17 protein-coding genes are annotated in these 18,651 nt (G+C 69.5%); 12 read left to right on the forward strand and 5 right to left on the reverse strand.

What is annotated here, in order from left to right; all coding sequences use genetic code 11:
• Positions 1-448 precede the first annotated feature (448 nt).
• The 3 genes from AB0J90_RS26330 (at position 449) to AB0J90_RS26340 (ending at position 4,111) form a co-directional block, all read left to right on the forward strand.
• Positions 449-1,915: an alpha/beta hydrolase gene (locus AB0J90_RS26330; RefSeq protein WP_363600174.1), complete on the forward strand. Its 1,467-nt coding sequence runs from the start codon at positions 449-451 to the stop codon at positions 1,913-1,915.
• A gap of 463 nt (positions 1,916-2,378) precedes the next feature.
• Positions 2,379-2,771, forward strand: coding sequence for an ester cyclase (locus AB0J90_RS26335; protein ID WP_363600176.1), 393 nt, complete (start codon positions 2,379-2,381; stop codon positions 2,769-2,771).
• A gap of 686 nt (positions 2,772-3,457) precedes the next feature.
• The gene (locus AB0J90_RS26340; RefSeq protein ID WP_363600178.1) at positions 3,458-4,111 is read left to right on the forward strand and encodes an SDR family NAD(P)-dependent oxidoreductase; all 654 of its coding nucleotides are present in this window, start codon (positions 3,458-3,460) and stop codon (positions 4,109-4,111) included.
• A gap of 560 nt (positions 4,112-4,671) precedes the next feature.
• Here AB0J90_RS26340 and AB0J90_RS26345 read toward each other — a convergent pair.
• On the reverse strand, positions 4,672-5,697 hold the full coding sequence (locus tag AB0J90_RS26345) for an NlpC/P60 family protein (RefSeq protein WP_363600180.1): 1,026 nt from the start codon (positions 5,695-5,697) through the stop codon (positions 4,672-4,674).
• A 433-nt stretch (positions 5,698-6,130) separates the two neighbouring features.
• Here AB0J90_RS26345 and AB0J90_RS26350 point away from each other — a divergent pair, with 433 nt between their 5' ends.
• From AB0J90_RS26350 to AB0J90_RS26375, 6 genes are all read left to right on the forward strand, one after another.
• Positions 6,131-7,042: a cation diffusion facilitator family transporter gene (locus tag AB0J90_RS26350; RefSeq protein ID WP_363600182.1), complete on the forward strand. Its 912-nt coding sequence runs from the start codon at positions 6,131-6,133 to the stop codon at positions 7,040-7,042.
• 265 nt (positions 7,043-7,307) lie between these two features.
• Positions 7,308-7,733, forward strand: a complete 426-nt coding sequence (locus tag AB0J90_RS26355) for a hypothetical protein (RefSeq protein WP_363600184.1) — start codon at positions 7,308-7,310, stop codon at positions 7,731-7,733.
• Positions 7,734-7,987: 254 nt separating this feature from the next.
• A complete protein-coding gene (locus tag AB0J90_RS26360; protein WP_363600186.1) occupies positions 7,988-8,215 on the forward strand; it encodes a heavy metal transporter in 228 nt (75 codons plus the stop codon).
• Between the two features lie 49 nt (positions 8,216-8,264).
• Positions 8,265-9,230: a c-type cytochrome biogenesis protein CcsB gene (gene ccsB, locus AB0J90_RS26365; protein ID WP_363600302.1), complete on the forward strand. Its 966-nt coding sequence runs from the start codon at positions 8,265-8,267 to the stop codon at positions 9,228-9,230.
• 198 nt (positions 9,231-9,428) lie between these two features.
• Positions 9,429-10,088 (forward strand): DUF3105 domain-containing protein, encoded by a 660-nt coding sequence (locus tag AB0J90_RS26370; RefSeq protein WP_363600188.1) that lies wholly within the window; start codon positions 9,429-9,431, stop codon positions 10,086-10,088.
• Between the two features lie 103 nt (positions 10,089-10,191).
• Positions 10,192-10,905, forward strand: a complete 714-nt coding sequence (locus AB0J90_RS26375) for a DUF1775 domain-containing protein (protein WP_363600190.1) — start codon at positions 10,192-10,194, stop codon at positions 10,903-10,905.
• Between the two features lie 101 nt (positions 10,906-11,006).
• On the opposite strand, the gene AB0J90_RS26380 is transcribed toward AB0J90_RS26375, so the two are convergent.
• Both AB0J90_RS26380 and AB0J90_RS26385 read right to left on the reverse strand, forming a co-directional pair.
• Complete coding sequence (locus tag AB0J90_RS26380) at positions 11,007-12,509, reverse strand: SulP family inorganic anion transporter (protein WP_363600192.1); 1,503 nt, start codon at positions 12,507-12,509, stop codon at positions 11,007-11,009.
• A 196-nt stretch (positions 12,510-12,705) separates the two neighbouring features.
• Positions 12,706-13,053 (reverse strand): hypothetical protein, encoded by a 348-nt coding sequence (locus tag AB0J90_RS26385; RefSeq protein WP_363600194.1) that lies wholly within the window; start codon positions 13,051-13,053, stop codon positions 12,706-12,708.
• A gap of 285 nt (positions 13,054-13,338) precedes the next feature.
• On the opposite strand from AB0J90_RS26385, the gene AB0J90_RS26390 reads away from it, so the two are divergent.
• Positions 13,339-13,707, forward strand: a complete 369-nt coding sequence (locus tag AB0J90_RS26390; RefSeq protein WP_363600196.1) for a BlaI/MecI/CopY family transcriptional regulator — start codon at positions 13,339-13,341, stop codon at positions 13,705-13,707.
• Positions 13,704-14,600: a M56 family metallopeptidase gene (locus AB0J90_RS26395; protein ID WP_363600198.1), complete on the forward strand. Its 897-nt coding sequence runs from the start codon at positions 13,704-13,706 to the stop codon at positions 14,598-14,600. The genes AB0J90_RS26390 and AB0J90_RS26395 overlap by 4 nt, the downstream gene beginning before the upstream one ends.
• A 42-nt stretch (positions 14,601-14,642) precedes the next feature.
• On the opposite strand, the gene AB0J90_RS26400 is transcribed toward AB0J90_RS26395, so the two are convergent.
• On the reverse strand, positions 14,643-15,344 hold the full coding sequence (locus AB0J90_RS26400) for a M23 family metallopeptidase (RefSeq protein WP_363600200.1): 702 nt from the start codon (positions 15,342-15,344) through the stop codon (positions 14,643-14,645).
• A gap of 186 nt (positions 15,345-15,530) precedes the next feature.
• Here AB0J90_RS26400 and AB0J90_RS26405 point away from each other — a divergent pair, with 186 nt between their 5' ends.
• Positions 15,531-16,037, forward strand: a complete 507-nt coding sequence (locus AB0J90_RS26405; protein ID WP_363600202.1) for a PH domain-containing protein — start codon at positions 15,531-15,533, stop codon at positions 16,035-16,037.
• 283 nt (positions 16,038-16,320) lie between these two features.
• On the opposite strand, the gene AB0J90_RS26410 is transcribed toward AB0J90_RS26405, so the two are convergent.
• Complete coding sequence (locus tag AB0J90_RS26410) at positions 16,321-18,171, reverse strand: zinc ribbon domain-containing protein (RefSeq protein WP_363600204.1); 1,851 nt, start codon at positions 18,169-18,171, stop codon at positions 16,321-16,323.
• Positions 18,172-18,651: the final 480 nt, after the last annotated feature.

Genomic DNA, 18,651 nt, shown 5'->3' on the forward strand with positions numbered 1-18,651 from the left:
CACGTCACTGCCGCCGGTGGTGCTCGCCGCGGTGGTCCTGCTCCACACCGACGCGCGCACCTGGTGGCACGTCGTCGTCCTGGCGCCGGGCGCCGTGGCGGCCCTTCCCTTGTCGAAAGAAGCGGCACCCGCTGTGGCGCGACCACGGTCACAATTTCGTGCTGGCCGGCTACTTCGACCTGCTGGCCGCGAAGCTGCTGAGATCAACGGCGAGTAGTCGCCGAGACAGTCTGATGTTCACGTTTTCGAACGTTAGTCGTCCACACGGGCTCAGATCCACAACGATGGCTCCCCATGACCCCGACCAGTCGCCGAGACGGTCACCCATACCTGTTGGGCGAACCGACACCGTGGTGCTCCGGCCGCCGGGCTGATAACTGGCGGGCGACGGTACTTGACCGTGTCCCGGCGACATGGTTTCCACTGACGCGATCGGAACGGAGGGAAAATGCGGAAAATATTGTCCGGCGTTCTCGTCATCGCCGTCTCCGCGGTTACATTGGGCTCGGTCCGCGGGGTGTCGGAGGCGGGAACGTCAAGCGCGTTGCGGTGGCAGGCGTGTCCGGCGGACGTCGCCTCGCCTGACCTGGAGTGCACGACGGTCCGGGTCCCGCTGGACTACCGGAGGCCGGAGGGGCGGCAGATCGACATCGCCGTCTCCCGCCTGCCGAGCAAGGATCCGTTGCAGCGCCGCGGTGTGCTGCTGACCAATCCCGGCGGCCCAGGCGGCGGGGGCCTGAGTTACCCGGGCCTCCTCGCGAACCCCGTGTTCCCCGAGCCGCTGCCCCAGAGCATCCGCGACCGGTACGACGTGATCGGGTTCGATCCCCGCGGTGTGGACCACAGCGCGCCGGTGACCTGTGACTACACGCCGGAGCAGATCGCGCGGCTCAACCTGCCGTACCCGGGCAACCCGGCCGACGTGCTGACGGACGCCCGGATCGCGAGGACGATCGCCCGGCAGTGCACGACGTCGGAGACGGCCGGGATGCTGCCGTACATCACCACCGCGAACACCGCCCGGGACATGGACCGGATCCGGGAGGCGCTGGGCGAGCCGGCGATCTCCTACCTCGGCGCCTCGTACGGCACCTACCTCGGCGCCGTCTACACGACGTTGTTCCCGACACGCAGCGATCGGATCGTGCTCGACAGCAACCTGGGCCCGGGCGGTTACGACCACACAGCCTTCCAGCGGCTGGCCCTCGGTATGGAGCAACGGTTCCCGGACTTCGCGAAGTTCGCCGCGGCCAACCCGCAGTACGGGCTGGGCGTCACTCCGGAGCAGGTGCGTGCGAAGTACTTCGAACTCGCCATGCGGCTCGAGAGGACGCCGGTGCAGGGCATCGACGGCTCGCTGTTCCGCGGGACCACGTTCGACCTGCTCTACACCGACGTGGGCTTCACCACGCTGGCGACGATCTGGCAGGCGCTCGACACCGGCCGGCCGGTGCCATCCGCGCCGCCGCCCGGCAACCCGGATAACTCGTTGTCCAGCCGTCTCCACGTGCTCTGCGGTGACTCAAGCTGGCCTCGGTCGGTCCGGGGTTACCAGCGTGACGTCGCGCTCTACCGGATGAAGTACCCGTTGATCGGTGCGGCCGCGGCCAACATCGGGCCGTGTGCCTTCTGGCCAGCGCCGATCGAGCGCCCGGTTCGGATCGGTGACCGGGGGCCGTCGAACGTTCTCATGGTCCAGAACCTCCGCGACCCGGGAACCCCGCTGGCCGGCGCCCGGGAGCTTCGGGAGGCGTTCGGTGACCGGGCGCGGATGGTCACGGCCGACCAGGGCGGGCACGGCGCCTACGGGCTCTTCGCCCGGAACACGTGCGCGAACGACACGGTGACGACCTTCCTGACCACCGGGCAGCGCCCGCACCGCGACGTCGCCTGCCCGGCCGCGCAGGGGAAGTGATTCGTCTCAACCGATCGGGGTGAGGAGCGGCTCAGCGGTCGAGGGCGGCCATGTTCGCTTCGTGGCCTGCTGATGCAGCTACTCCACCGTGGCGACGGCCGCCGCCGACCCACATCCGCGCGTCGTCGGCGGCCAGCGTCTCCATACCGGCTCGCAGTGAGAAGGACGCCAGCTGCGACGAAGCCCTGATCGCCCAGGCGACGGCGGTGGCGATCGCCCAGCTGTGACCGGCATGGTGGGCTGAGGTCCGGCGATGCCGCCCGCAGGCCGGTACCGACCGGTACCTCGGCAAACAACCTCATCGGCTTCGCGACCGTGCCTCGGTCGACTTCTGTACCGATCAGAATAGAAGTTGTGGGACCGAGGTTGTGTCCTTCAGCGACGGCCACCACGGCGAGATCGCGGAAGGGCGTCGCACGTCATCACCTTCCCAGTACACACCAACCAGGAGAGGGAGACCAACATGTCTGAGTCTGAGGTGCGCGAGGTCTTCGAGCGCTACATCGACGCACTCAACGCCCATGACTTCGACCGCATGACCGATTTCGTTCACGACAAGCTCATCGAGAACGGCAAGGCGGTCACGAGGGACGACATCATCGCGGAGCTGAAGGCGCACGGCGATGCGGTGCCCGACTTCACCTGGCGGGTCCAGGACATCGCCATCGACGGTGACCGCGTGGCAGCCCGTCTGTTCAACAAGGGCACGCACACGAAGGAGTGGCTCGGCGTAGCCCCCACCGGCGCCACCTTGGAGTTTGCCGAGTACTCCTTCCACAAGGTCCGCGACGGGCGCTTCTACGAGATGAACTATCTGATCGACGCCCAGGCAGTGCAGCGACAGCTCGGCAGCTGACAACGCGGTTCGCGTTCGACTTCCCGAGTCGCCGACAGCACCGGCTCGGGAAGTCGAACGCGAGCCACAGCCAAGACCACATCACACCCACCCGGAGGTCGGCTGGACGCCACCGGCGCCCGGCCACTTCATCGGGCCTGGCGATTCCCCTGAGGACCCGCGCCCGTGACCCGGCAAGCCTGTCCGGCCAGGTGCTCCCGGTCAGCGTGATCTCCCTGTCCAGATGGTGTTGATTCTCGGGGGATCGCCGCCGTACAGATTGTCCCTTGCCGACGTGGGCGCTCCCGCCGGTTTCTCGACGAGGCCGCGCTGAGTGGCTGCGCCGACGGCGGTGCTTGCGAACCGCACGCCTGGCCCGGCGGCATGCACGCCTGGGAGGTGCTGGTCGCGGACCGCCCGATGGTCCGGCAGGCGGCCTCGGCCCGGTTGGGCTGGCTCGGGCGGTCTGTTCGCTCGCTCCGCCTCCGCCTGACCTGCGTTCGGACAGCGGGACTCTGCCTCAATTTCACCCCGCGATCCCCTGGACGTCGACCATGATCGCCCGATTCACGCAACGCGGGAAAGGCAACCGGGGAGCCGAAGCGGTTGCCTGAACCGTCATCACAACCATCGTCAACAACGTCATCGTCGCGGAGGGTGCACCCCTCCCCGCAGTGATCGATAAATCCTCGAGGACAAGGATTCACATGGGCACCTACGCAGTGACGGGCTCGGCATCGGGGATGGGATCCGCAGTGACCGAGCGGCTGAACGTCGCCGGACATTCGGTGATTGACGTGGATCTGCACGACGCTCAAATCAACGCCGACCTTGCGACACCGGAAGGCCGTTCGGCAGCGGCCGCCGCAATACTCGAGCGGTCGGGTGGTGTACTCCAGGGCGCTGTCTTCGCCGCCGGCATCGGGCCCCTACCCGGTCCCGACCGTGCACTGAGGATCATGCAGACGAACTACCTAGGCACGGTCGAGCTGCTGACCGCCCTGCGGCCGGCACTCGCTGCGGGCGGTGAATCCAGAGTCGTGGTATTCGGCAGCAACTCGCCCACCATCATGCCTCACGTGCCCCGGCCGGTGTTCCGAGCCATTCGTACGGGCAAGATCGAACAAGCGGTGCGGAGGGTGCGGATATTCGGGCGGGCCGCCCCCAACTTCGCTTATGCGGCGTCGAAGCTTGCGGTGACCGACTGGGCGCGGCGGGCGGCGGTGACTCCGGCATGGGCCGGCGCTGGGATCAGGCTCAACGTGATCGCTCCAGGACCGGTGAAGACTCCGCTGCTCGTCGCGCTGACCACCGAGCCGGACGCGCTCAGGGTGCCGTTCCATAGCTGGGCGCGATGCTAATTGGAACTTCAGTCGATTGCTGTGCTTGGCTCGTGGGCAGTCCTCGCGGGGTGGTTGGCTCCGCCCTGGAGTGATCTTCCCGGTGTTGGGGAAGATCATCCTCACCGTGCGCTTGCCGAAAATGCCATCCGGCCCGCCACATCCGTGGCTCGTGGAGCGGAGCGCGGACGACGTCCGTCGGGACGACATGCCGGGTGATGGTCGTGCCAGCTCGACCCGGTCGACTCTGTTGGACCGCCAACGCCGCGCACCACCGCGTCTGATCCGGTGGTACACGGCGGGGAGATGATCGATGGTGCGGCGTGTGTGCGATCCGGTGGGCCGGGCGAGCATCGCACGGTAACGCCAGTTCGTTGTTTCGGAGCCGAACGAACCACGGATGTCGCGGAGCCGCTCGGGGCGGGCGACCACCAGGAGCACCGGTCTCGCTCCGGGCGATCTGGGACGGCCCGCGCGGATCGGGCAGTTTGGATCCGCGCGGGCTGGTCCGGTGCGGTCACCTCATCGTCGGTCGATCGGGCGCCCATCTCGGGTGCGGGATCGTGACGAGGAGGAAGGGGTCAGCCGGGGCGTCGGAATCCGACGACGGGCATGACGTCGATGCTGCTCATCTTGACGAAATCGCCTGTGCGGGGGGCGTGCACCATCAGGCCGTTGCCGACGTACATGCCCATGTGGTGTAGGTCGCTGTAGAAGAACACCAGGTCGCCGGGGCGGGCCTGGGCGCGGCTGATGACCTTGCCCTCGGTCCACTGCTTACCGGTGTGATGGGTCAGGGAGACGCCGGCCTTGCCCCAGGCGAACTGGGTGAGCCCGGAGCAGTCGAACGAGTTCGGCCCGTTGCTGGCCCACACGTACGGCTTGCCGATCTGGGCGCAGGCGGTCTTCACCGCGGTACCCGCAGGACCGCCGATGTAGGTCGCGGGGCAGGGCCCCTTGCGCAGCGCGCCACCGGCGGTGCTCGAGCCGTAGGCTGCCTGCCGCAACTGCTCCAGCCGCTTGATCTCCCCGTCGATCTGCTTGCGCTTGGAGGCCAGTTCGGTGTCCTGCTTCGTCTGCTGCGCAATCAGCCCGTCGAGCTTCGACTTCTCGGCGTTGAACCTGTCCCGGGCGGCGACCACTTCCGTGATCTGCTGCTGCTCCTCCCGGGCCAGCCGGTCGAGCAGCGTCAGCTGATCAGCGAGCAGCATCGGGTCACCGCTGGTCAGCAGCGCGTTCAGGGTGGACGACGGGCCGCTGCGGTAGTAGCGGGAGGCGAGTTCGCCGACCCGGCCGAGGGCCATGTCGACCTGAAGGGCGAGCGGCTGGATCTTTTTCTTCAGCTCGTCGGATTTCTTCCGGTTGACGAGCAACTGGCTGTGGACCTTGTTGTACTCCTCGATGGTCGGCTCAAGCTGTTCCCACTGCTTGTCCATCTGCGTTTCGATCTCCTGCGGCGTGGGGGCCGCGTGCGCGACGGTGCCGGGCGCCAGGCCGACACAGACCGCCGTGGCGATCAGCAGCAGACGACGGTGCGTTCGTAGCGGCCGGACGCGAGGTGCGGGCGGCCGATCCGGCGAGCGGGACTGGGTGGGCACGTTTGCCACCAGTACGACTCCTTAGTTGATTGACCGTCGGGGTGCCTCTCCGAGGGCTGATGAGGGGGGAGGCCGACGCCCCACAACCGGTCGATGCACCACATTAGGGAAGGGCCCACTCCGACGCAAGATAGGAGATAGCCTGCCCGGTATCGGTACACCTGAAGCCTTCTGGTGGTGAAGGTCGTTGCTCTCGGAACCCGGCGCCGTCGTGGTGACCACGTGCTCCGGCGCTTGGGTGGGCGACCCGGGCGGGGCCTACGCCTCCGCCTGGGCGGGCGTGCCCGCGACGTCGTGCGGAGTCGGCGTGTTGGTTCCCCGAAGGGCCGACCTGCGCCCCGGTTCGTTCCTGCTGTCCCATGCAGATGACAGTCATTCCCGGCTTGCACATATTGCAACGTGAGCATATGTCCGGAGCGGCGGACGGCTGAAGGGTGCGGGCATGGGTGCGGGTCACGATCACGGCGGTCAGGTGCTGCGGGCAGGCGAGCGGCACCGCAAACGCCTCTGGGCGGCGTTCGCCGTTCTGGCCGTGTTCATGCTGGTCGAAGGCGCGGCAGCCTTCTGGACCGGATCACTGGCGCTGCTGTCCGACGCCGGGCACATGTTCACCGACGTGCTGGGCATCGGCATGGCGTTGGCGGCAATCGCCGCGGCGAGCCGGGCGTCCCGCGAGGGACAACGGACCTTCGGGTTGTACCGCCTCGAGGTCCTCGCCGCGCTGGGCAACGCTCTGCTGCTGTTCGGCGTCGCGATCTACGTGCTCATCGAGGCCGTACGCCGGTTCGGTACACCGCCGGAGGTACCGGCCGGCCCGATGTTGATCGTGGCCGTCGGTGGCCTGACGGCCAACATCGTTGCGTTCCTCCTCCTCCGCGCTGGGGCGAAGGAGAGCCTGAACCTGCGGGGCGCGTACCTCGAGGTCGTCGGCGACCTGCTCGGTTCACTCGGGGTGATCGCCGCGGCCCTCATCATCGCCACCACCGGGTGGCTGTACGCCGACCTCGTCGTAGCGGTCGCGGTGGGGCTGTTCATCCTCCCGCGCACCTGGCAACTGGGCCGGTCCGCGGTACGGGTACTGGTGCAGGCGGCCCCGGAGCACCTCGACGTCGGCGAGGTCGAGGCCCGGCTGCGGCAGGTGCCGGGCGTCACGGACGTCCACGACCTGCACGTGTGGACCCTGACCTCGGGCATGGACGTGGTGTCGGCGCATCTCACCCTCGCCGAGGGAGCCGATTCGGCCACCGTGCTCGCCGACGCGCGCGAGCAACTGCATGAGGGGTTCGGAATCGACCACGCCACCCTTCAGGTCGAGCCGCGCACCGCGGCGCAAGACTGCCAGGACTCCTGGTAAACCGCCGGGAACTTCCCCGTGGTTCGCAACGACTACCCGTTGGCCCACCCGTCCCCGCGGGTAACAGGAGTTGACGAAGAAATGCGTCCGCTGCGCCGAGTCGTGGCCGTCCTCGCCGCCCGCGCGATCGCAGCGGTCATCGCACCGTCCTCGGCCCGGGCACACAACCCACTCCGTACGTCGACCCCCGCGAAAGGCGCGACCGTCGACGTACCGCCCGGTTCGCGCGGGAGGTGGCGCGATGAAAATGTTGTACCGTGGCCGCATGCCGGCGCCCGTTGACCAGCCGCGCGCGCCCCACGAGGCACGCGCCCTGATCATCATGGTCGCCGCCCTGGCACTCGCGTGGCTGCACGGTGTGCAGTGCGCGGCCGGTCTGGTCAGTCCCGCCGCGGCAGCCACCGGCACCGCGATCACCGCCGTCACCCACATCCCCGAAAGCGTCGACGTCGCCCAGCGGGAGTCGCCCGGTCCGGACCTCGCCGTGGCTGTTGACGTCGGCTCGGACCACGGCGGCGGGACCGCGAGGACCGTCGGGGCATGCCTGCTCCTGCTGGTCCTCGCGTTTCTTCTCGTCAATCGCGAAACCAGGGGCTACGCCGCGGACGACCCGCGGCCAGGGCCACGGCCCGGAGCACGACCGCGCCCGTCTCGGCGGGCGCTGTCCCAGCTGGGCGTCCTGCGAACGTAGCAGCCGGCTCCACGGCTCGTCGCCACCCTTCCCGGGATGGCGGACGTCCCTTGCCGCGCCTAGGCGCCACCCGCGACCCCGGGCATACGTAACCCCACCCAGGGGTCTGCCCGCATCAGGTTGAGCGGGCCCCTGCGGCAACCCACCCGAAACCCTGACACGTCGGCCTGGCGTGCCTCCCACGACGCCGTCCCGGCGCGGGAGGCCCGCTGTGCCGTACCCGTGTGAACGCTCATGACCGAAGGCGGTCGACCATGCACGAAGCCGTCACCTATCACCTGATCGTGGCCGGACTGAACGGTGTCCTGGACGAGGTCAGCGTCAACGACACCCTCCAGGGTCTGCCGGGGGTGCATCACGCCCACACCTCGGCCCGCACCGGGCGCTGTGTCGTCGACGCCGACCCCACCACCTGCGACCCCCAGCAACTCGCCACCGCCCTGACGATCGCCGGCTACCCGACGGAGGTAGAACACCCGTGACCCACCCATGTGCCCTCTCGCCGTCGACGCCGATCCGGACCTCGCGGTGATGGCCGGCCTGTCGGACCAGCTACTGGTCGCCGCCATGGGCTGCTACCTGGTGGCTCTGGTCGCCCATGCCGCCACCTACGCCTGGAGCCTGCGCAGCCCCGCACACCGCGCCCAGCCTGCGCCCACCCAACTGATGCGAGTCGGTGCCGGGCCGAAGGGTCCCGCGGTCGAGGCACCGCCCATCGCGACGGACGTCCCACCGAGCGCCGTCGAGAGATGGTCCGGCTCGGTGGCGGCGACGGCAACCGTCGTGGCCGCCGTCGCCCAGTCGGGCGCCCTGATCACCCGTGGTCTCGCCGCGCAACGGGTGCCGTGGGGCAACATGTACGAGTTCATCCTCGCCGTGACCCTTGCCGGCGTCATCGCGTGGCTGCTCGTGGCGAAACAACGGCCCGAGCTGCGCCCGCTCGGCCTCTACGTCACGACCGCCGCGCTGATCCTGCTCGGCATCGCCGCCCTGCAGGTGTACACCCCGGCCGGTCCGCTCGTACCCGCCCTCAACTCGACCTGGCTGAAGATCCACGTCAGCGCGGCGGCCATCTCCTCCGGGGTGTTCCTCCTCGGAGCACTCACCGCGGTCGCGTACCTGATCGCCGTACGACCCGACCGGGGGAGTAGCAGTCTTTTCAGCACCCTTGCCGCCCGGCTACCGAGCCCACCGGAACTGGAGCGGCTGACATTCCGGCTGCACGCGTTCGCGTTCCCGCTGTGGAGCTTCGCGGTGATCGCCGGGGCGATCTGGGCCGAGGCGTCCTGGGGCCGGTTCTGGGGCTGGGACCCGAAGGAGACCTGGGCGTTCATCTCCTGGGTCGTGTACGCCGGCTACCTGCACGCGCGGGCGACGGCGAGCGTCCGGCGCTCCACCACAGCGTGGCTGGCCATCGTCGGCTGGGCCACGATGATGTTCAACCTCTTCGCGGTCAACCTCGTCATCTCCGGCCTGCACTCCTACGCGGGCACATAGACGCAGGCGTGCCCGAAGGACGGCTCGCCGTCGTCGAACCTGCCCAGCATCTACCCCGACCCGCCCGGACCAGGCCGATCGCGGCTTGCAGGTCACCAGCTTTCCGCCCGTAGGCGCGTACGTCGCCCACGTGGCGGAGCCGCACCACCCGATCTACCCCGTCGCCCCCATCCCAACCACGACGCGAAAGGGACCACCGTGAGTCCGAAGAGCAGCCGCCGTCAGCGCAAGGTCGTCCCGGTACGCCCACCCCGGCCATGGGGTGTGATCGCTCTCGTCACGGCCGTGGGTGTACTCGCGGTCACGATCATCAGCTACGCGGGCTTCGCTTCCTGGCGGGGATCCCGACCCTGGTCCGATCGGCTCACCACCATCGCCGGGGTCGTCGACTACGTCTCCCAGAAACCCGCCTGGCTCGACAGTGGCCACCGGTCCGGTCCGCTGACCTACGAGGTCACGCCGCCGGTCGGCGGCCAACACAACGGGGCTTGGCAGAACTGCGTTGGCGATGTCTACGACGCCCCGATCGCGAACGAACACGCGGTCCACAGCCTCGAACACGGCGCGGTCTGGATCACCCACCGTCCCGATCTACCGGCCGATCAGGTCACCGCTCTCGCCGCCCGGGTGAGGGGCACCGAGTACATGCTGATGAGCCCGGTGGAGAACCTTTCCTCGCCGATCACCCTGCAGGCGTGGGGCTACCAGCTCAAGGTGGACTCCGCCGACGATGCGCAGATCACCGAGTTCATCAACGCCGCACGGATCAACGCGGGTCTCGAGCAGGGCGCGGCGTGTTCCGGCGGGGTTACCGCGACGGGCACCACTCCACGCGACCTCGACGGCCAGCAGCCGTGACGTCGCACCGGCGGGAACAGTTCCCACCCCTGCCGCCGGCCGACGCTGCGTAACAGGGCGCAACGGCGTTATCCAGCAGGGGTTCTTCAGGAGGAGGTCAGCAATGCGCGTTTCTCACCTGCGCCGAGCCGTGATCGTCGGCGCCGCCACCGGGGCGACGGTGGGCATGCTCGCGGCGCCCGCCTGGGCGCACGTCGAGGTCAGTGCGAACAATCCCCAGGCCGGGGCCCGCGATGTCACGGTCACCTTCGACGGCGAGGCCGAGTCCACCCGCTCCGGCATCGTCTCCGAACGCGTGATCCTGCCCGCGGGCATCCGGCCCGAGGACGTCAGCCTGGCCAAGGCGCCACCCGGCTGGAAGCTGGTGCCGGCCGCCGACGGGTACACCGTGGCCGGTAAGGCCCTGCCGGTCGGGGAGAACGCCGTGCACTCGATCGTCATCACCCAACTGCCCGCTGATGCCACCGAACTCGCCTTCAAGACCATCGAGACCTACGGCGACGGCAAGGTTTCCCGCTGGATCGGTGTCGCCGCCGCGGGCCAGCCGGAGCCGGACAACCCGGCTCCGGTGCTCAAGCTGAAGCCGGCGGCCCTGCCCGCGCCGACCTCCGCGGCACCGACGGCGCCGACACCCGCGCCGAGCAGCGCGACGCCAACGGCCTCGGCCGACACCAGCCCAACCCCCACGGCGGGTGCCGGCCAGGACGACGGTCCGCCGCTCGGCCTGTGGATCGCCGTTGCCAGTGTGGTCGTGATCGCCGCGGCCGCCTTGGGTCTGGTCTTGTACCGCCGCCGGACGGGACGGGCGCGGACGTAGCAACACCCGCCCCGGGAGCATCGCGGTCGCCGGGAACCGCCGGGACACCCGACCTGTCGCGAGCACCGATCGCGACCGGTTGGTGTCCCGGCGGGCGATCCTCAGCCGTTGGGCCGGTCGGACGTTCCCAGCATCGCCGTGGCGGGGTCTTGCAGGTGTACCTCGGATCCGCCGCTGCGGTGGTGGGTGGCCCAGGTCAGTAGCGCGGTCCGGCATGCCTCGTCGAGGTGCCGCAGCTCCGACAGGTCGAGGGTGACGGGACGGTTGTGCGGGACGGACTCGAGGACGTCGAGCAGGCGGGGCAGCCGGAGGAAGGTGGCGTTGCCGGCGAACGCGATCCGTGTCGCACCGGCGTCGTCCTGCCGCCGTACCTCGACGTGCGACATGTTCCAGGCGGACTTGACCAGGGCCATGAGCAGCCCGGCGATGACTCCCTCCAGGAGGTTGGTGGCGACGATCGCCGTGGTGGTGCCGACGAACACCGCCACCTCACCCCGGTCGAACCGCCAGAGTGTCACCAACCGCTTGAACGGCAGCAGCTTCACCCCGGCGTGGATCAGGACTCCGGCGAGGGCGGCCATGGGAATGATCCCGAGAACCGTGGGGAGGAACGCGGCGAACAGCAGCAGCCACAAGCCGTGCAGCGTACGGGACGCCTTCGTCGTCGCCCCGGCCCGCACGTTCGCGGCGCTGCGGACGATGACCGCCGTCATCGGGATCGCGCCGAGCAGACCGCAGATGGTGTTGCCGACCCCTTGGGCGACGAGTTCCTGGTTGTACCGGGTCCGGGGGCCGCGGTGCATCTGATCCACCGCGGCCGCGCTGAACAGGCTCTCGGCGGAGGCGATGAGGGCGAACGCCACGGCGGTGCCGAGCACACCGGCCTGGGCGAGGTACGCGAGGTCCCCGACGGCGACCGGGTGCAGCGTGTCGAGGATCCCCTGCACCTGGATGCGGTCCACGGGCAGGTCCAGAACAGCCGTGACGGTCGTCGCGATGGCGATCGCGACAAGCGATCCCGGGACGGCCCGTACCCGTTTCGGTGTGTGGGGCCACGCGGTGATCACCGCGATGGTCCCCAGTCCGAGGCCGGCCGCGACCAGGACGGCCGGGGTGTGCACCGCTCCGGCCAGCAGACCGGGTAGGCCGGTCAACCCCGCCACGGCGGACGCCGGGGCTGCCTGGTCGAACGCCGCGTACGTCTGGCCGATCACCAGGACCACGCCGATACCGGCCAACATGCCCAGGACGACCGACGAGGAGATCGCGCGGAACCAGCCGCCGACCCGTAACAGGCCGAGCAGGACCTGGACCACGCCTGCCGTGAGGACGATGACGCCCAGCGTTGCGAGGCCGTAGGCGCGCACGGCTTCGTAGACGAGCACGGTGAGACCGGCGGCCGGTCCGCTGACCTGCAGGCTGCTGCCCGGTAGGAGACCGACGACCAGGCCACCGACGATCCCGGTCACCAGGCCGAGCTCGGCCGGGGCGCCGGACGCGACGGCGACCCCCAGACAGAGCGGTATCGCGACCAGGAAGACAACCAGGGACGCCGGAAGGTCATGACGGAGGGCACCCAGTGCCGCGCTAATTCTGAAATTCATCGCTATCGCCTCGGGTCACAGGGCAGGAAAGACATGGGTTCGAGTGCGCGGCAACCACCCGCGGAATTCGCGGGCACGGTCGATCAAGGGCGCACTGTGCGCCCGTTGAGGAAAGTTGCGTCACCGTCGCGTGAGATTGCGCTTCAGGCAGGCTGAAACCCGGTGCTGAACTGAGGAACGTCGACGCGGAGCGTCTCTAGCAGCGGATCACCTGGGTCGACGGCACCGGGGGGTTGCCCGGGTCGGGGGCGTCGCGCAGACAGGATCGGCCACCGGGAGGCACGGCGGCCGCAGCGGCCGGCGGCGTCGCTGCCGTGCCCGGGTCCGGGATGCCCGTGATCGGCGTGGGGGAGACGGCCAGGATGGTGCGCCCCCGGAGGGCGTCGTCATGTGCCTGGTGGGGATGCGCGGGACCGCTCACCGAGGCACCCGCGTGGGGTGTCGTCACCTGCGCCACCGCACAGTCGAGGCTGAGGCCGAAAGCGAGGAGCAACCCCACGAGCGGGACGCCGAGCGCGACGGTGAGCGTTCGCATGAACGTCATCGCCCCACCCCCGGTGTCTCCGCAACCCCAAAAGGGGCCTACGATAACTAGATGGGAGTTTGCCCGATTAGCACCGATACTGTCAATGGTTACGTACCCATAAAGACGAGTTGAATACCTTTTAGAATATGAACCCGTTTTCACTCCATTGACGATGGTTCTCCGTGTGATGCCGACGGGCGTAGTGCGTCGTGGCGACGGAGGGCAGACCCCGACCGGCGGGTGGCTGACCGATCGCGGCGCCGACGGCACTCGCTACAGTGAGGCCCGACGAGGAGGATCGGCATGCGCGGGCTGGGGGACCTGGAATCGGCGATCATGGATCGGCTCTGGGCGTGGCGGCGGGCCGCCACCGCCCGCGAGATCATGGAAAGCCTCTACGAGGAACGACCTCTCGCCTACACCACCGTCCAGAAGGTGATGGACAACCTCTTCCGTAAGGGTTGGCTCACCCGGACCCAGCACGGCCGGGCCCACCTCTACGAGGCGACCGCCTCACGCGAGGTCGCGGCGGCGAACCTCATGCGTGAGGCGTTGACGGACACCCCGGACCACCGCGCTGTCTTCGCGCACTTCCTCGCCGGAATGGACGACGAGGAGGCCAAGGCGTTACGGGCGGCACTGCGTCAGCACGGGCGGCGAGAACCACAATGATCGCCGCCCTGGTCCTGCTCGCCTACGCGACGGTCGTGGCCACCGCCGGGCGGCCCCTGCTGGTACGCGCCACCCAGCGGACCGCGTACCCACTGGTGGCGGTCGCCGGTTGGCACATGACCATCGTGTGGATGCTCGCGGCCACGGCCACAGCTGCCGCTCTCGCGGCCCTGCACCCACCCGGGGTGATCGCCGAACTCACCCTCACGTACGCGGTCGTGGCGAGCCGGGCCGATGCCCATGTGCCGCTGCTGGTCGGGCCCGCAGCCCTCGCCCTGCTCGTCGCTGTGGCGCTGCGGTGGACATGGGTCGCCGTGGCCTGCACCATCGGCGACCTCATACGACAGCGCCGACACCTGGGCACGGTCCGGCTCGTCGCACGGACCGACACCGCACGCGGAATACACGTCCTGCCGGCGGACGAAGCCGCCGTGTACTGCCTCGCCGGCCGAACCCCCGCGATCGTCGCCACCACCGGCGCCGTCCGATCACTGACCGACGCCCAACTGGCGGCCGTCCTCGACCACGAGCGTTGCCACCTGCGCGAGCGCCACCACCTGCATATTCGGTGGTCGACCATTCTCGCCCGGGCGTTTCCGTTCGTGCCGGTCTTCACCGCCGCGCAACGGCACGTACCAGCGCTACTGGAGCTGCGCGCCGACGACGTCGCCGCCCGCCGGCACGGCGCGCGGTCCGTCGCCGAGGCGCTCGCGGTACTGGCCACGGCACGCCGCCAGGGCGTACTCAATGCCGGCGGTCCCGGTGCCGCGGTGCGCGCGCACCGGCTGTTGGGCGGACGCGCGGGACGGGAGCGCCCATGGCGGTTGGCCGTCGTCCTGCTCGCGATCGCCACGGGGCCGCTCAGCGTGTTGCTCGTCCCGTTCTGCTGGTAGGGACCGTCAGGCCGGTGTCGCCGGTTGCCGGGCGGTCGGGTTTCACCCGACGGGCTCGACCCCGAGTTCCAGATCGACGCCGAACGACCGCAGCAACGGAACAGGATCGTGGGCTGCCCCGTCGGTGTGGACCTCGAGATGCAGCCGGGGACCGTACGTGTCGCCGGTAGCGCCGACCTGCCCCAGGACCTCACCGGCGGACACCGACTGACCCTCGGTCACCCGCAACGTGGAAGCATGCCCGTACAGGGTCTGGATTCCGTTGCCGTGGTCGACGACCACGCTGTCGCCGTAACCGCCCCGCCAACCGGAGAACGTCACCCTGCCCGCGTGCACCGCCCGGAACTCCCGCCCCTGCGCGGCGGTGAGGTCGACGCCCGGGTGGGTCTGCCCGGCGACAACCCCGTACGCGACGGTGAACTCGTACTCCCCGAGCGGCAGCCGCCACCGATCCTCGTCGGCCCCGACACCGTTTTGCGCGGAGTCGCGCGTCCTGGAGCGGGAGGCGCGCTCGGCGGACTCGGCCCGCGCCGCCACGTCGGCCGTCGACGAGCCGGCGCCGAGGTCGACCAACGCGGGCCGCGCGGCCGATTTCGTATCGGGCAGGTACTGCATGCCCGCGACGGTCAGTCCGGCGCCGACTAACGCGGCCATCGCCACGTTCCCGTAACGCCGCCGGGCCGGACGCGGCACCCGGCGACGCCCACGATAGCGATCGGATTCTGATGAAAGCCGTTGCCGCACACACTCTCCCGCCGTAACACCGTCAATGGTCGAGGCAACGGTATCCGCGAACCGCCGGCACCGCCCATCGGTACACTGACTATCGGTGGGCGTCCGTGGTTTCCGGACGAGCCGTCGTGACGTCAGCGTGCCCGTTGAATGAGTTCAACGCCGCCTGACCAGGAATCGAGCGATCAGGAGCTTCGCGTGAGCGACGACCAGCAGCACACAGTGACGTCCCTCACCGTGCGTCCCCGGCGACTGCGCCGAATCTCGATCGTAGCCGCGCCGATTATCCTCGTCGCCTACATCTGGTGGGGTTGGACACTGAGCGGCACGACCAGCAACGGCGGCGCGCTCACCGAAGAAGACCAGTGGGCCCTCATGGGCCTCGGCCCGATCGTCGCCGCCCTGGCCCTGCTCCCGCTGCGACTACGGGTCGACGCCGACCCCCATGGCGTGCGGGTACGCGGCTTTCACCGTGACCTGACCGTGCCGTGGACGATGGTGTCGGCCGTCCGGTTCAACCGCACCGCCCTGTGGGGATCACTGGTGCTGACGAACTCCGAACCCGTGCAACTGCTCGCCATCCAAATCTTCGACGGACCGCGCGCCGTCGCGGCGATCCGGCAGTTGCGCGCAATTCACGCCGCCGCCCAGGCCGATACTTCCGTCAATGATCGCACCACCGCGACAGCCGCAACTAGCGAATAGCACAAACGACCACACCGCCCGTCGGCAGTCCGTCAACGCCAGGCCCCCCACACCTCAGGTCGGCGCGGGATAACAGCGACCGCCAACCCTTCCCAGCGGTCGGTAACGTCGCAACTACAAAGCCGTTGCGCGGGCACTGTTCGAGCCGATTGAGGGCCACGACGTGACCGCTGTAGTCGCAACTACAAAGCCGCTGCGCCGGCATCTCGACTCTCCACAAGCGGTTAGCACCTCACCGGACCGATACACACCACGATCGGTCGCGCCAGGTGTGTCCGCGCGCCTATCCCATGCGCGACCCCGGATCGACCGACGCGGCGGCGAGCATCAGGACGGTCGCATTGCGGTCCTGATCGTATGTCTGACCACACCCCGTACAGACCACCATCAACGACGCCGCGTACCGCCCGTCGCGATCACCGACACGACCGCACACCGCGTGGGTCCGGGACAGGCCCGCGGCCGCCACCACCCGGACCGGAACACCACGCCGCCCGGCGGCCTCCGTTACCGCCTGCCGCAACCGGCCCGGGGCCATCAGCGTCGCCCTCGCCCGTGCGGCATGGGCGGCATGACCAGGCAGCACGGGGTCGTCCTCGGTGGCATCGTCGCGTTGCCTCAACACCGCGAGATTGGCATCGTCGACCACGACGAGCCCCGCCAGGCCCGCCAACCACGACCCGACGCGACGCCACGCGTCGTCACGAGCGTTCGTCACCTGGGCCCGCTCGTGGGCCTCCCACTCCCATAACTGGCGGTCCGCGCGCCGCCACGCCTCCAGCGCTTTCACCACGACCCCGGCGCCGGGCGGTGGATCTTCGCGCCACCGCAACGCCAACGCGGCCAGCCGCCCCGGCGACCGCCATGCCCGTACCCGGGCACCGGTCAGCAGCCGCTCCGGATCCTCCGGGCGAGGATCGGGCTGCGGATGCTCGTCCAGCCACCGGGCCACCTCGTCCCGCGCGGGCGCGAACCCCACGTCCCGCGCCGACCTGGTCGCCTCCGGCCGCTCGACGATCCCCACCCACCGGCCCGGGCCCGACATCGCGGGACGGACCACGATCTCTCCCCAACTCCCGGCGTCGTCAGCGGTGACGACGTCAGCGAGGTGACCCGGAACGGGCAGTGGGTCGCTGCTGGCCCACGTGGCGACCCGCACCGCGCCGTGGGGACGGGACCTCCAGCCGACGTGGACGGCGACCCGAGGCCCTTCGGCCACCGGCGGCGGGTCCGGCAGCCGGACCGTCACCGCGACCTGCAGCGACCAGTTCCCCGCGGTTCGGCGGCGGGTCAGTTGGACCTCCACGACATCGGCGTCGTCGGGCAGCATCCGATGCACCTGCACCGGAACGGTGATCATTCGCCCACCGCCGATGCACAGCATCGCCTCACCGCGACCGGCACGCCGCTGCTCGGCCCGGCTCATCGCCGCCCACTCCACCGCCGGGACCCACGGTCGCAACTGGAACACCTTGCGCCAGCTACCCTCACCCGAGGCGAGCAAGGCGGGTGTACGAGGGGGCTGCCCGGAGCTGCGCTGCAACTGCACCCGGATCGTGCCCTCACCGGTCCACCGCCGGGACCGCAACTCGGCGGACTGTCCCTGCCTACGGCGGGCCTCGACAGCCTTCCCCGTGGCTCGATGATGGTCGACGACACCGTTGTAGGTGGCCCAGTAGAGGCCACGCTGCTGGACAAAGTCCGCATAGGTCGCCTTGACCGCGGCGTTGTGGTCCGCTCGTAGTCGTTCGACGTCCGCCTTCAGCAGTGGGTACGCATGGTGGATCGCATCCCGACGGGCGACCCGCGCCGCTCTCGCCTGAACGCGGGCAGCCGCCAAGGCGGCTGCGGTGTCGGGGCGAGTGGCGGCCGAACGGTCCGCTACGTGCTCCTCGGCCACCTGTCGCAGGAGCTGCTTGACGCATGCGGTCGTCTCGTCGATACGGCCCTCCAATGCGGCGACGGTGAGGTTCTCCGACCACAGTGTCCGCATGGCCTGCTCGTGCTGGCGGCTGAGTTCCACGAGCGTGTGGCGCAGTTGGTAGGCGAGGTGGAGCTGTTCGACCGCCTCCCCGGGCAGCTCGAACCGCGCGGGTGTCCCGTATCGGTAGACGGTGGCGATGATCGTGGCCACTCCTTCCCGATCTCGAAACGTGCGGTTGTTCCCGGCCGTAGGGCCCATGCCTGGCATCGACGTGGGAGGTCTCACGCCGATGCCACCCGCTCACCCGGAAGGGTCGCCCGGCCCCGATCGGCGAGCTTCTGGAACCGGTGAGCGATCGAAGCACCAGGCTAGGGGACCCGTGACTCCGAAGCAAGATAGGAGATAGCTCCCTCGGATGGATCTCGCCCTGCCTCTTGTGGGCCTCGGGGGGCGTCGCGGACCGAGACTGGGCGTACTGCCCCACGCGGAGGTCGTGGGTGAGCCCGCGCTCGGTGCCGAGACGACGCGGGAGCGGGTACGGCGCTCATTGGTTCTGGGTCAGCCCGAGCACGTTGCCCTCGGCATCATCGCCTCGACCCTGCCACTACTGAAGCGAATCACCGGCCCTGGAACCGCCCGTAACGAGTAGGGGAGGGAGAGGTCCCTCGCGACCACCGATCCCGGCCACGT

It is taken from the genome of Micromonospora sp. NPDC049523, from assembly GCF_040676775.1.
Classification (GTDB): domain Bacteria; phylum Actinomycetota; class Actinomycetes; order Mycobacteriales; family Micromonosporaceae; genus Micromonospora_G.

What these genes read in the sequence shown, in the direction of transcription:
- AB0J90_RS26360 (WP_363600186.1), top strand. Translation starts at nt 7,988, where the DNA reads ATGCACGAAGCCGTCACCTATCACCTGATCGTGGCCGGACTGAACGGT.
- AB0J90_RS26375 (WP_363600190.1), top strand. Translation starts at nt 10,192, where the DNA reads ATGCGCGTTTCTCACCTGCGCCGAGCCGTGATCGTCGGCGCCGCCACC.
- AB0J90_RS26350 (WP_363600182.1), top strand. Translation starts at nt 6,131, where the DNA reads ATGGGTGCGGGTCACGATCACGGCGGTCAGGTGCTGCGGGCAGGCGAG.
- AB0J90_RS26330 (WP_363600174.1), top strand. Translation starts at nt 449, where the DNA reads ATGCGGAAAATATTGTCCGGCGTTCTCGTCATCGCCGTCTCCGCGGTT.
- AB0J90_RS26340 (WP_363600178.1), top strand. Translation starts at nt 3,458, where the DNA reads ATGGGCACCTACGCAGTGACGGGCTCGGCATCGGGGATGGGATCCGCA.
- AB0J90_RS26380 (WP_363600192.1), bottom strand. Translation starts at nt 12,509, where the DNA reads ATGAATTTCAGAATTAGCGCGGCACTGGGTGCCCTCCGTCATGACCTT.
- AB0J90_RS26335 (WP_363600176.1), top strand. Translation starts at nt 2,379, where the DNA reads ATGTCTGAGTCTGAGGTGCGCGAGGTCTTCGAGCGCTACATCGACGCA.
- ccsB (WP_363600302.1), top strand. Translation starts at nt 8,265, where the DNA reads ATGGCCGGCCTGTCGGACCAGCTACTGGTCGCCGCCATGGGCTGCTAC.
- AB0J90_RS26395 (WP_363600198.1), top strand. Translation starts at nt 13,704, where the DNA reads ATGATCGCCGCCCTGGTCCTGCTCGCCTACGCGACGGTCGTGGCCACC.
- AB0J90_RS26390 (WP_363600196.1), top strand. Translation starts at nt 13,339, where the DNA reads ATGCGCGGGCTGGGGGACCTGGAATCGGCGATCATGGATCGGCTCTGG.
- AB0J90_RS26355 (WP_363600184.1), top strand. Translation starts at nt 7,308, where the DNA reads ATGCCGGCGCCCGTTGACCAGCCGCGCGCGCCCCACGAGGCACGCGCC.
- AB0J90_RS26385 (WP_363600194.1), bottom strand. Translation starts at nt 13,053, where the DNA reads ATGACGTTCATGCGAACGCTCACCGTCGCGCTCGGCGTCCCGCTCGTG.